Here is a 13229-nt window from a genome sequence, read left to right on the forward strand (position 1 = left end):
TATCCAGCAGGGGATTCCAAAACTCTAATGTACCTCAAGTAACTAAGAAGTTTAAGAAGGATCCAAAACTCCCATTATTTCAAGTAACTAAGAGAGTTCAGTGTGTTAAGGACCGTATTGCAGCTATTTCAGCATTTCAGCTCATTTTGCCGAGGTATCGGACTGCATAGCACTTATAGGCCAATATTTGCGGATAAGTGGTGTGGTTTTGAGCAAATAGCTGCAACTGAGTCCGATAGCCTGCCGCAAACGCTCAAATCAACAGAATAACGTCTCCTGAGTCCGATGAATCGGCGAAAAGTGTGTTATCAAGCAGGGGATTCCAAAACTCCAATGTACCTCAAGTAACTAAGAAGTTTAAGAAGGATCCAAAACTCCCATTATTTCAAGTAACTAAGAGAGTTCAGTGTGTTAAGGACCGTATTGCAGCTATTTCAGCATTTCAGCTCATTTTGCCGAGGTATCGGACTGCATAGCACTTATAGGCCAATATTTGCGGATAAGTGGTGTGGTTTTGAGCAAATAGCTGCAACTGAGTCCGATAGCCTGCCGCAAACGCTCAAATCAACAGAATAACGTCTCCTGAGTCCGATGAATCGGCGAAAAGTGTGTTATCAAGCAGGGGATTCCAAAACTCCAATGTACCTCAAGTAACTAAGAAGTTTAAGAAGGATCCAAAACTCCCATTATCTCAAGTAGCTAAGAGAGTTCAGTGTGTTACGGACCGTATTGCAGCTATTTCGCCATTTAATCTCATTTTGCTGCGTTATCGGACTGTATAGCACTTATTGGCCAACATTTGTGGATAAACAGTGTGGTTTTGAGTAAATAGCTGCAACTGAGTCCGATAGTCTGCCGCAAACGCTCAAATAAACAGAATAACGTCTCCTGAGTCCGATGAATCGGCGAAAAGTATGTTATCTCAGTAGGGAATTCCAAATCTCCAATGATCTTGAGTGTGATCCATCAACACAACACGATGATTGCCCCTAAAGCGACTTGCACGCCTCAAATCACCCGCCTCACAAACTCTAAGCGTTTTTTCCTGTTGTGTAATTTCCAGTTTAGAATAAAATGGAACTATTCCGCTAACCGCGCGTAACCGATAAATAAGAGAGATAATGATAGATCAGGAGGTACATATGAACACGAGAACTCTAAAAATACTGTTACATACCACACTTGCTGCCTTATTGTTAAGTGTATTGCTTTTGCCGGCCGTAAGTTTAGCCAAAACTGCTGTACCTAAGCATACAGGGTCATTTTATGTGAATGATTTTGCGAATGTGATTGACGAGAAAGCAGAGAATTACATGGTGAACTACGGTATTCGATTACATCAGGCTACTGGAGCTCAAGTTGTGCTTGTAACTGTCGATTCTACTGAAGGGGTTTCGATGGAAGAGTATGCAAAATCGCTTTTCAATAGCTGGGGTGTGGGAGCTGCGGATAAAAATAACGGTCTGCTGCTGCTCCTTTCTATAAAAGATGATGATTATTGGGCGGTACAAGGTAAAGGTATAGAGGAATCATTGCCTAACAGTAAGATTAAAGAGATTCTTTCACAATATCTTGAGCCGGATTTCGCAGCTAAAACATACAGTAATGGTGCTAGGAAGACGTATGGAGCTTTTATTCAAGCTATGGGCGGCACTTGGGCAGAAAATGTTGGCACCAAAAATTACGTATCCGATAATGCGGGTGTGCTCAAAAAAGTAACTAAAGACTATCTGAACGATTCCAGCAACAGATATAAAACAACAACCGGAAGTGGAATTTATGTGGTCACCGTAAAAAATGCTGGAGATAAAACATTGCAGGACTATACTTATATGAAGTTTGCTTCGGTAGGTGCGGGTCCTAAGGATGTTATGCTGGTATTGGACATAGGCGGAGACAACTATCATGTTCTACAAGGCAAGGATATCGACAAGGTTTTAACCAATGAGGCTATTAGTAATATTTTAAATACCGTGCTTGAACCCCAATTTGTGAAAAAAGATTACGGTACGGGAGCTACAACGACAGTTAATTCGTTCTACAGTTTCTTGTTAGCGAGAGCGGATCATCCGCAAGGAGTTACTGGAAACAACGGAAACAATGTTAATCCTGGAACTACAACGAACTCTGGTTCTTCCTCTACTACAGCTACAAGTGGAGGTGAGGCGGTTAGTAAAAGCAAGGCTTTTCTAATTTTCTCAGCGATTTTTGGTTCGCTTATCTTATTTGGATTTACTGCTTCACGACGCAATAGATATATAGAAATGTATGGTTTGCCATTTAATCCATATAGCCAAAGGAATATACGCCGTTATGGTCCTTGGCATGGTCAAGCGGATTACGGTTATGGCAGACGCTGGCACAGACGTTATTATCATCACCACCATAGGAATACAAACAATTCGCAATCAAGTTTCTGGGGAAACAGTGGTGGCGGAGGCTCTACTAACGGTGGCGGTGCAGGACGGTATTCCTCAAGCAACGAGAACCATGGTGGTGGAGGTTCCAGCAGTGGTGGAGGAGCAGGAAGACATTCTTCAAGCTCATCCAGCCGCAGCTACTCAGATGATGATAGAGGCTCATCAGGTGGTGGCGGTTATTCCGGCGGTGGTGGCTCATCAGGCGGCGGCGGTAGCGCTAGCAGCGGCGGTGGAGTAGGAAGACATTAGATTTTGTTTAGCTTTAGATGAGCAGGTAGCCAAGATATTGGAAACCTGCTCGTTTTTTTGTTTTTGAATGCTGACTATTACTCAAACAGAAACTTTTAACGAAAATCATCGTCTATGATAAGGACGAGTTGTACATATTATCAAATTAGTAATATTTAGGGAGGAATACTCAGAAGTGAGCACTTCATCATTACCTCAACGTTCCAATGCACGCAATAAGAAACCTGTAAAGAAACCAATAAAAAAGCGGAAGAAACGGAGTTTTTTTCGCACCTTATCCAAAGTTTTTTTATTCTGCTTATTCTTAATGATCGCTGCTGGTGGATGGCTTTATTTTGCACCCTCGGCTCAGAACTTACGTTATACAATCGCAGATACGTTAATTACAACACAACATCGCTATATGGCTAAATATATTATAGGTGAAGATCAACTGAAGGACCGGGTAACCGAATATACCGCCCGCTTTGAAGAGATGGGGGACGAAATAGATACACATACGATCGCTCCCGAACCTGAGGTGGTAGAGAAGCCGCTTGTCGAGATTGAGAATGTCTCAGGCAGTGGCTATACCGGATATGTAATGATTGTTAATGATCCAACCAAAGTCCGACTAGGAATACCTAATAAGATTGGTTCAGGTGAAAAAGTAACCAGTATGGTGAAGCGTACAGGCGCTATCGCTGGAGTTAACGGTGGTGGGTTCGCTGATCCGAACTGGAAAGGTAACGGGTTTAAACCCATAGGAATTGTAGTCTCACAAGGTAAGTTATATTACAACGGTCTTGGCGGTAAAAAATCTACACAGATTGTTGGTCTTGATAAACAAGGAAAAATGGTTGCCGGGAATTATACGCTAGATGAGATTAGTAAAATGGGGGTTCAGGAGGCAGTTACTTTTAGCCCGCGGCTAATCGTCAATGGCAAAGGATTGATTAAGAATGCAGCAGAAGGTTGGGGGATTGCACCTAGAACAGCAATGGGTCAGCGGGCAGATGGCGCTATTATTTTTGTGGTAATTGACGGACGACAGCCTACTTATAGTATTGGAGCGAATCTCTATGATGTGCAGCAAATTTTGCTTAAGCATGGAGCTGTGATAGCGGCTAATCTGGATGGTGGATCTTCTACGGTACTAGTAAAAGATAATGAGATTATGAATAAACCCTCATCCCAATATGGTGAGCGGTATTTGCCTACAGCTTTTTTAGTTTTTGAGCATCCAGAACAGGTTGATATGCCAAATATCTGGAAAGGACTAGATCCTGCCAAGATTGATGCTGGGAAAAAGAGAACACAATAAGTACGCGTTATTGGGCACATAATAAGGATTATCTTGGAATGAGATGTGTATTTATGCTACGATATCAGCTAGTATGAAACAGAATGTAGTACGAATAGGTCTGGAACAGGGGGAATAGGAGTGACGTTGCAGCAGCTCCGCTACGCTATCGAAATTGCAAATAGTGGCTCCATGAATGAGGCGGCAAAGAAACTCTTTGTTTCTCAACCGAGCCTGTCCAACGCTATTAAAGAGCTTGAAAATGAACTTGGGATTACCATCTTTGAAAGGACGAACCGTGGAATCAGCATTTCTGTAGAAGGAATGGAATTTCTCGGATATGCCCGTCAAATCATTGAACAAACAGAGCTTATGGAGAATCGTTATACTGGGAAAAAGCGTAGCCCAATCTATTTTTCCATTTCGACTCAGCATTATGCTTTTGTGGTAGATGCTTTTGTGAGTCTCATGAAGCAAAGTGATGTCTCAGAGTACAACTTCAGCTTGAGAGAGACGCAAACCTACGACATCATCGAAGATGTGCGTACTCTCCGTAGCGATTTGGGGATTCTTTATATTAACGAGAGCAACTATAAGCATATGAATAAGCTGTTCAGTGACGGTAATCTGAAATTCACGCCACTCTTTAATACTGACCCACATCTTTATGTTAGAACTGGACATCCGCTTGCCCAGAAGGAAAGGATCTCGCAGGACGATATCTTACCTTTTCCGTATATTACTTTTGAACAGGGTGAGAACAATTCACTTCACTTCTCGGAGGAAATGTTAAGTTTTTCTCAGATTGAGAAGAATATTAAAGTGAATGACCGGGCAACCTTGACCAATTTATTAATGGGCACGGACGGTTATACAGTGGGTACAGGAATCATGGCATCCGATCTGAACGGTAATGGACTGAAGACGATTCCATTTGAGAGTAATGAAGTATTCACGGTTGGTTGGATTGCGCATAAAGATCGTAGACCTAGTGTGATGGCATCCAAGTATATAGAAATCTTAAATGACTTGGTTTCCGGAAGTTATTTTGATCTTAATCATTTTTTACTATAGCTGTAGGAGGATCGGTATGATTAGACCCGTAACTGGCACCCAGAGAAATGCTCCACCCTTTCGCTATGATATCGTCGGCAGCTTCTTGCGTACGGAAGAGATTAAAGCAGCCCGCCTCCAATATGAGAATGGTGAAATTACAGGTAGTGAGCTTTATGAAATAGAGAATATTGAGATTGCTAAACTACTGGAATTAGAAAAGGAAGTAGGATTATTAGCAGTAACAGATGGTGAGTTTCGCCGTTCCTGGTGGCATCTTGATTTCTTTGTCGGAATTAAAGGAACTGAAAAGATTAACTTAAACCAAGGGAATGGAAGAGCCGAAACGGTTCAGCGTGCAGAATCATTCCGAATTGTTGACCGGATTGCCTTTGAAGATCATCCCATGCTACAGCAATTTATAAAGCTCAAGGAAATGGCGGGAGACCGGATACCCAAAATGACGATTCCATCACCTGCCCTATTTCACTTTGTGGAGGAGTTTAATGGAAATGAAGTTTACCCTGATAAGGAAACTCTATTTCAAGATATCATCGCGGTTTACCAAACTGCGATTCAAGCCTTTTACGATGCAGGCTGCCGTTATCTTCAGTTAGACGACACAACTTGGGGAACGCTGAGCAGTGGCCGACATCGCGCCCATTTACGCAGTAGAGGTACAGATCCCGATCAGTTAGCAAAGGATTACGTTAGGCTGATCAATGAGAGTATTGCGAATCGTCCGCATGATATGACCATCGCGCTGCACGTTTGCCGAGGTAATTTTCGCTCCACTTGGTTCGCTGCTGGCGGTTATGAGCCTGTTGCCGAGGTGCTTTTTTCCAATACCAAAGTTGATGCCTTTTTCTTGGAATATGATAATGAACGAGCTGGCGATTTCGAGCCCTTACGATTTATTAAAGACCAATTTGTAGTGTTGGGATTAGTAACGACCAAACATGGGGGTCTGGAGAGTAAAGAGCAGCTTAAGGCAAGAATCGAAGAAGCCGCACAATATGTAGATATTGAAAAGCTGTGCCTTAGCCCTCAGTGTGGATTTGCTTCTACGGAGGAAGGAAATATTCTAACTGAAGAAGAGCAGTGGGATAAAATACGCCTTGTGATCGAAACCGCCCGAGAGGTCTGGTTATAATTAAATAAGCTAATTTGGTGGCCTGCTATAGCGTAAGCTTATGGTAGGCCATAGTTTTTAGGAGTTACCCTGTCCTGATTGTACAGTGCTATAGTGAATTCAACAGAAAAGCACAGACAATGAAGGAGGCCGAACCCCTATGAGTACCATCCAAAAAGGAAAACAAAGAACTGAAGTGCCATTCAGAGTAGATATCGTTGGCAGCTTCTTACGTCCGGAAACGATTAAGAGAGCTCGTGTCCAATATCAAAATAATGAAATCTCCGCTGATGAATTGCGCAAGGTAGAAGATACAGAGATTGCCAGAGTTGTGAAAAAACAAAAAGCGGTTGGATTAAAAGGTGTAACGGATGGAGAGTTCCGCCGCTCCTGGTGGCATTTAGATTTTATGTGGGGCCTTGAAGGGGTAACAAAGAAAGTCAGCCCAGTGGGCTACCTGTTTAATGGTGTAGAGACCAGAGCGGAAACTGCAGAATTATCCGGTAAAATCCGTGGGACTAACCATCCAATGATCGCTGACTACAGACAATTGGTTAGCGTAGCGGGAAATGATGTAGTAGCGCGCCAAACGATTCCTTCGCCAGCGCAGTTCCTTGCTGAACTTCAGCGCAATCAAAAGACTACTGTAGCTGTTTACGACAAGCAGGATGAACTTGTGGCTGATATTGCTGCAGCTTATCGTGAAGTTATTCGTGATTTCTATGAGGCAGGTTGCCGTAATCTGCAATTGGACGACTGCACATGGGGTATGCTCTGTGATAAAGGATATTGGGAAGCCCGTCAAAAAGAGGGTGTAGATGTTAACGAAATCGCTAAGCTATACGCATTTGTAAATAACGAAGCGATTAAAGATCATCCAGCAGATATGGTTATCACGATGCATGTATGCCGTGGGAACTACGCGTCCACTTGGGCAGCATCCGGCGGATACGAGCCTATCGCAGAAGTGTTATTTGGAACGGTGGATGTAGATGGTTTCTATCTGGAGTTCGATACGGATCGGGCCGGAGACTTTGCACCCCTTAGATTTATTAAAGATCAGCAAGTGGTTTTAGGTTTGTTCAGTTCGAAGTCAGGTGAGCTTGAGAATAAAGAAGAAATCATTGGACGGATTAAAGAAGCTTCGCAATATGTGGATATCAATCAGTTGTGCCTGAGCCCACAATGTGGTTTTGCCTCTACGGAAGAAGGAAACCATCTGACAGATCAACAGCAATGGGATAAACTGCAGTTTATTAAAGAGATTGCAGATGAAATTTGGCAGTAATCTATAAAAAATTAGCAGGCTCCTGATCGAATCAGGGGCTTTTTCTATCTGTATTGTGACAGCTTAGAGGATTAACCTACTACTGCACTTTACTAGAGCTATCGAAGAAGGGTATAATAAGTAACAATTGTTTTTAATTCATGTTGAAAGAGAGCGGGAACAATATGGGTCGTAAGTGGAATAATATTAAAGAAAAGAAAGCTTCCAAAGACGCAAACACTAGTCGTGTTTATGCAAAGTTTGGTGTTGAGATTTATGTAGCAGCAAAGAAGGGTGAACCCGATCCAGAAGCGAACCGGGCCCTGAAAGTTGTATTAGAACGTGCAAAAACTTACAATGTACCAAAAGCGATCATTGACCGTGCGCTTGATAAGGCTAAAGGTAGCGCTGAAGAAAATTATGAAGAGCTTCGTTATGAAGGATTTGGACCTAGCGGTTCAATGATCATCGTTGATGCGCTCACAAATAACGTTAATCGGACAGCTCCATTGATCCGTTCAACCTTCAGTAAGAATGGCGGAAATATGGGTGTCAGCGGATCAGTAGCTTACATGTTTGACTCTACGGCCGTTATAGGTGTGGAAGGTAAAACTGCTGATGAAGTAATTGAAATGATGTTTGATGCAGAACTTGATGTACGCGATGTGCTGGAAGAGGATGATGCAGTTATTGTTTATGCAGAGCCTGATCAGTTCAATGCAGTGCAAGAAGTATTCAAGAATGCAGGCATCACTGAATTTACTGTTGCTGAGTTAAACATGCTTCCACAAAACTATGTGGCACTCCCAGAAGATGCTCAAGCTCAATTCGAGAAATTGATTGATGCTTTGGAAGACCTGGAAGATGTTCAACAAGTGTATCATAACGTAGATTCAGAAGAAGAATAATTTAAGTTTTATAAAGGGCGATGGAGTTCGCCATAACTGTCTCTCTGAGACTAATGACTTCTACCAGTGTGAGCTTCCCTGGTAGGGGTCTGTTTTATTGTTGAGACTAATTTATTTTGTCCTTAGGAGCAGTCGAGATGAATCCATGGTCTACCCGATGGTTTGAAATCACTAAGAAGCGAAGTTATTTTGCTCTTTGGAGTACATTTATCAAATGGATTGTGCTCGGCAGTGTAGTTGGTATTTTATCCGGCACCGCCTCTGCTTTTTTTCTAAAAAGCTTGGATTACGTAACAGATGTACGTTTAGAGCATCCAGGGCTACTTTATTTGTTGCCTCTTGGGGGAGTATTTGTTAGTTTCCTATATATGCGTTACGGAAAAAACAGCGCTAAAGGAAATAACCTTATTATAGAACAAATTCAGGACGGCCAAGAGACTATACCTTTGCGAATGGCTCCATTGGTGTTGTTCGGAACATTAGTAACCCACTTGTTTGGTGGATCCGCTGGGCGTGAAGGGACAGCTGTTCAAATGGGCGGAAGCCTTGCGGAATGGTTCGGAAAGCTGATTAAAATCAGTCCTCTGGATCGTAAGATACTGTTAATGTGCGGGATCAGTGCAGGCTTTGGTTCTATTTTCGGAACACCGCTGGCTGGAACCTTATTTGGTCTAGAGGTAGTAACCATTGGACTTATTAGCCAACAGGCATTACTTCCATGTTTTGTGGCTAGCTTTGTTGGTGATCTGGTCACCACTCGATTGTGGGGTGTTCATCATACACACTATGTAGTGAATGAATTTCCAGCTTTAAGTTTAATGATTATTCTAAAAGTGGTATTGGCCTCTGTAATTTTTGGTCTCGTGAGTATGCTTTTCAGTGAACTGACTCATTTTCTAAAAAGAATCTTCACCGCCAGGATAAGCAATCCAATGATAAAAGGTGCCGTAGGTGGATTAATTATCATTGCCTTAGTATTCCTTGTAGGGTCTCGTGATTACTTAGGCCTCGGAATTCCATTAATCAAGGATTCTTTTGAGGGAGATGTCTCGCCGTTCGCTTTTTTATGGAAGCTGATCTTTACCGCCTTTACCTTAGGAACAGGATTTCAGGGTGGTGAGGTTACTCCGTTATTTACGATTGGTGCCACACTAGGAAATGTCTTGGCTGGAATATTACATGTGTATGGACCCTTTTTAGCTGCCCTCGGTTTTATTGCTGTCTTCTGTGGAGCTACTAGCACGCCTATCGCTTGCTTCTTAATGGGGATCGAGCTGTTTGGTTCGGAAGGAGCCATATACATGTTTATCGCTTGTGTGGTGAGTTATTTATTCTCCGGACATAGTAGTATTTATACTTCACAGCTTATTGGTGTATCGAAGAGCCAGTTCATTACTATTCCTCAAGGGACTAGGATCGGTACGGTCAAACGCGCCCGCAAAAAATAACAGCACCTCTCGGATGGTGGTTGACAAGTGCGGTTACACGATTTAAAATGTAGCCAAACGAAGGGATGGTTCAACATGATTCATGTGGAAACTGAAAAATTATATACCAGAAGCTGCTCCGAACAATCGGATACAAACGATGAAACGTTGTCCGGAGCTTAATCAAAAAGCGAATCGCTTTTTATATCATCGAAAGATAGCTAGGTCATTTTAGTGTGATTTTTCATGCTTATTTGATTACGCCATCTTCCGATGTTAATGATTAAGAGGCTGTAGACAATTTTCGTCTACAGCCTTTTGTGTTTATAATGTTCAGTTTCCAAACTGACAATTATCTATTTGTGCCGTCTATTCGTGCACTAATAAGCAGAAGGCTTGCGCCCAAGGGCGCGGTGTCTTCTGCTTTTTTTTGTGCTTAAAAACAATTATAGAAAAGAGGAAAGCAAATGAGTTTACTTGAGGTTTCTAATGTATCACATGCTTTTGGAGATAAAGTGCTGTATAAACAGGTTTCTTTGGAAGTCTACAAAGGGGAGCATGTAGGTGTAGTGGGTCAGAATGGAACAGGGAAAAGCACATTGATTGGTATTCTGACGGGCGAGGTGATTCCTGATGGTGGAACGATTAAATGGCAGCCCAATATCAAAATAGGTCATCTTGATCAATACGCGGTCATTGATGGGTCAAGTACCGTTCAAAGTTATTTAAGGAGAGCGTTCACTGAAATATACGAAATGGAAGAAAAGATGAATGCACTTTATGCGGAATGTGCTGTTTCTGGCAATGGTGTGCTTTTGCAGGCAGCAGACCTTCAGGAACGACTTGAGGCGCTCGACTATTATTCTATCGAGAGCAATATCAGTAAAGTGGTTACGGGGCTAGGATTAACTGCAATGGGGATGGACCGTCCTATTGATCAGCTTAGTGGGGGGCAGCGAACCAAAGTTATATTGGCAAAGCTGTTGCTTGAACAACCTGATGTGTTATTGCTCGACGAGCCCACCAATTATCTCGACACCACGCATATTAACTGGCTTGCTGAATATCTGATAGCGTTCGATCAAGCCTTCATTGTGGTCTCTCATAACTACACTTTTCTCGATAAAATATCAACAAGCATTTGCGATATTGAAGGGGAAACGATTAAAAAATATCATGGCCAATATGCTGATTTTTTGAGACAGAAGGAGCATTTTCGAGAAAGCCATATCCGGCAGTACCATGCACAGCAGAAAAAAATTGAAGCCACTGAGCAATATATCCGGAAAAATGGTGCTGGTGTTAATTCTAGAATTGCCCGTGGCCGTCAGAAGCAGCTGGATCGTATGGAGAGAATCGCTGCACCGACGTTTGTCACTAAAGCATCTATCCGTTTTCAAGAGCTTCCTGTTACTGCACAAGTTGCGCTTAGAGTAGACCATCTTGTGGTTGGTTACGATAAGCCGCTGCTGCCAAAATTAACATTTTCCATTCGAGGAGGACAAAAGATAGTCATAGCAGGCTTTAACGGCATCGGAAAATCAACATTGCTGAAAACATTAGTTGGTCAAATCCCCAGTGTTGACGGGGCATTCCGCTTTGCGGAACAAGTCTCTATTGGTTACTACGAGCAAGATTTAATTTGGGAAAACGATAACATGACACCTATTGAAATCGTCTCATCGTTTTATCCAAAATTGACTATTAAGGAAATACGTCGTCATCTAGCATTATGTGTTGTAAAAGATAGTCACGTTACACAGCCTATCCGTACACTCAGCGGTGGCGAACAATCCAAAGTTAAGCTGTGTCTTTTATTGCTTACAGCATGCAATTTCTTAATCTTAGATGAGCCCACTAATCACTTAGATGCCGAAACAAAAGATGCTTTACAGAATGCTTTAATCCAATTTAAAGGTACAGTGATTCTGGTTTCTCATGAGGAGCAATTTTATCAAGGGTGGGTGGATCGTGTAATCAATATTGTGGATGAAAATAGAAATAGAGAACTAAAGTATAGCCATAGATAAGGTTACCTAGTAACATGAAGCTGTTCCAAATTAATACAATCATCTTTAAATGGCTTCCTGGTTTAAGTGAATATTAAGGAGGGCTCCAATCAGACATGTACATTAATAAATCTTCGTTAGCTCAGTTTGCTCAGGGCAATAAGACCTCAGATGTGACCATGGATAGATATCTTACGCAGTATTTAGATCTTTACAATAAAGTAGAACCACACGTGCGTGCTTTTGTGCCAGAGGAGAACCGAGCAGATAGAATAAAAAATGAAGTGGCTAGGGTAAGAGAGAAGTATTCGGAATTTCCTAAACCATCGCTATATGGAATACCTGTTGGAATCAAAGATTTAATTCACTTAGACGGGTTGCCTACCTGTGCAGGGTCGAACCTTCCCCCACAAGCTTTGACGAAGTCTGAGGGCAGTTTTATTCAAAAGCTTCGGCAAAAAGGGGTTTGGTTCACCGGCAAAACAGTGACGGAGGAATTTGCTTATGCCGGACCTATCACGACCCGTAATCCTCATCAGCTGGATCATACGCCTGGCGGCTCTAGTGCAGGCTCTGCTGCTGCGGTTGCCGCGGGTATCTGTCCATTTGCGATAGGTACACAAACCTTGCGTTCTGTTATGGCACCTGCTTCATTTTGCGGAGTGGTCGGCTTTAAACCTAGTTATGCGCGTATCCCTATAGATGGTGTCCGATTGATGTCGCCATCTTTTGATACGTTTGGATTTTTCACTCAGGATATGGAGGGTATGGACTTTCTCGCCGCTGAGCTTGTAACGGAATGGAGACCTTTTAAAGAAGCTCGTAAACCTGTGCTAGGGATACCCGAAGGTGTATACATGACATTATTGGAGGATGACACCAAGATAACCTTTCAGAAGCAGCTTAAGAAGCTTGAGGAAGCAGGGTTCAGCATAAAAACAGTTGCGATGCCGTGGGAAGATAGCTTTATCTACGGAGATGCCTTGGTGCGGTTTGTTCACGGAGAAATGGCGCAAGTCCATCATTCACTATTTGATATTTATAAAGATCTTTATGAGGATACCGTACGGCAGGCTATTTTATCTGGACGAACCATCACTGAGGAAGAACTGGAAGGATATCGTAGCGGACAAATCAAGCTCAGAAATGATCTATTAGATGTGCAGAAGTCACAGGGGATTGATTTGTGGGTTTCGCCAGCTCAGGCAGGAACAGCTCCGCTGTGGGGTACACGAACCGGATGGACCGGAATGACGGCCATTTGGTCATATGCTGGAGCGCCTGCGGTGAGTATTCCAGCTGCCTCTATAAATAACATGCCATTAGGATTTCAATGTATCGGGGCATATGGTAGGGATGAAGAGTTAATTTATTGGAGTAAAGTGGTTTCTTTAGCGCTTCAGTGATTCTATGGCTTTAGAAATGGATCAATTGTTGTATTTTGTTCTAAAACGTAATCGGTAGATTACACAGTAGGTCTTC

9 protein-coding genes and 1 riboswitch are annotated in these 13229 nt (G+C 42.5%); all 9 genes read left to right on the forward strand.

Features of this window, described 5'->3' with window-relative positions:
• The first annotated feature begins 1142 nt into the window (after positions 1-1142).
• The 9 genes from NST25_RS14165 (at position 1143) to NST25_RS14205 (ending at position 13153) form a co-directional block, all read left to right on the forward strand.
• Positions 1143-2669: a TPM domain-containing protein gene (locus NST25_RS14165; protein WP_339190939.1), complete on the forward strand. Its 1527-nt coding sequence runs from the start codon at positions 1143-1145 to the stop codon at positions 2667-2669.
• 175 nt (positions 2670-2844) lie between these two features.
• Positions 2845-3972 (forward strand): phosphodiester glycosidase family protein, encoded by a 1128-nt coding sequence (locus NST25_RS14170; protein ID WP_076125850.1) that lies wholly within the window; start codon positions 2845-2847, stop codon positions 3970-3972.
• 120 nt (positions 3973-4092) lie between these two features.
• Entirely contained in the window at positions 4093-5025 is a 933-nt protein-coding gene (locus NST25_RS14175) for a LysR family transcriptional regulator (protein WP_076105621.1), read from the forward strand.
• A gap of 16 nt (positions 5026-5041) precedes the next feature.
• A complete protein-coding gene (locus tag NST25_RS14180; RefSeq protein WP_076125848.1) occupies positions 5042-6157 on the forward strand; it encodes a 5-methyltetrahydropteroyltriglutamate--homocysteine S-methyltransferase in 1116 nt (371 codons plus the stop codon).
• A 139-nt stretch (positions 6158-6296) separates the two neighbouring features.
• Positions 6297-7424, forward strand: a complete 1128-nt coding sequence (locus NST25_RS14185) for a 5-methyltetrahydropteroyltriglutamate--homocysteine S-methyltransferase (RefSeq protein WP_076146088.1) — start codon at positions 6297-6299, stop codon at positions 7422-7424.
• A gap of 164 nt (positions 7425-7588) precedes the next feature.
• Positions 7589-8311, forward strand: coding sequence for a YebC/PmpR family DNA-binding transcriptional regulator (locus NST25_RS14190; RefSeq protein ID WP_036678376.1), 723 nt, complete (start codon positions 7589-7591; stop codon positions 8309-8311).
• Positions 8312-8318: 7 nt separating this feature from the next.
• A riboswitch (Fluoride riboswitch) is annotated at positions 8319-8381 on the forward strand.
• 67 nt (positions 8382-8448) lie between these two features.
• Positions 8449-9759: a voltage-gated chloride channel family protein gene (locus tag NST25_RS14195; protein ID WP_076280394.1), complete on the forward strand. Its 1311-nt coding sequence runs from the start codon at positions 8449-8451 to the stop codon at positions 9757-9759.
• Between the two features lie 446 nt (positions 9760-10205).
• Complete coding sequence (locus NST25_RS14200; protein WP_340394251.1) at positions 10206-11768, forward strand: ABC-F family ATP-binding cassette domain-containing protein; 1563 nt, start codon at positions 10206-10208, stop codon at positions 11766-11768.
• A 95-nt stretch (positions 11769-11863) separates the two neighbouring features.
• A complete protein-coding gene (locus NST25_RS14205; protein WP_340394253.1) occupies positions 11864-13153 on the forward strand; it encodes an amidase in 1290 nt (429 codons plus the stop codon).
• The last annotated feature ends 76 nt before the right edge of the window (positions 13154-13229 follow it).

This window comes from Paenibacillus sp. FSL E2-0190 (assembly GCF_037992965.1).
GTDB classification, from domain to species: Bacteria; Bacillota; Bacilli; order Paenibacillales; family Paenibacillaceae; genus Paenibacillus_AQ; species Paenibacillus_AQ odorifer.

Excerpts from the sequence above, each read along its gene's own strand:
- NST25_RS14165 (WP_339190939.1), top strand. The coding sequence starts at position 1,143 with ATGAACACGAGAACTCTAAAAATACTGTTACATACCACACTTGCTGCC.
- NST25_RS14180 (WP_076125848.1), top strand. The coding sequence starts at position 5,042 with ATGATTAGACCCGTAACTGGCACCCAGAGAAATGCTCCACCCTTTCGC.
- NST25_RS14185 (WP_076146088.1), top strand. The coding sequence starts at position 6,297 with ATGAGTACCATCCAAAAAGGAAAACAAAGAACTGAAGTGCCATTCAGA.
- NST25_RS14190 (WP_036678376.1), top strand. The coding sequence starts at position 7,589 with ATGGGTCGTAAGTGGAATAATATTAAAGAAAAGAAAGCTTCCAAAGAC.
- NST25_RS14195 (WP_076280394.1), top strand. The coding sequence starts at position 8,449 with ATGAATCCATGGTCTACCCGATGGTTTGAAATCACTAAGAAGCGAAGT.
- NST25_RS14200 (WP_340394251.1), top strand. The coding sequence starts at position 10,206 with ATGAGTTTACTTGAGGTTTCTAATGTATCACATGCTTTTGGAGATAAA.
- NST25_RS14205 (WP_340394253.1), top strand. The coding sequence starts at position 11,864 with ATGTACATTAATAAATCTTCGTTAGCTCAGTTTGCTCAGGGCAATAAG.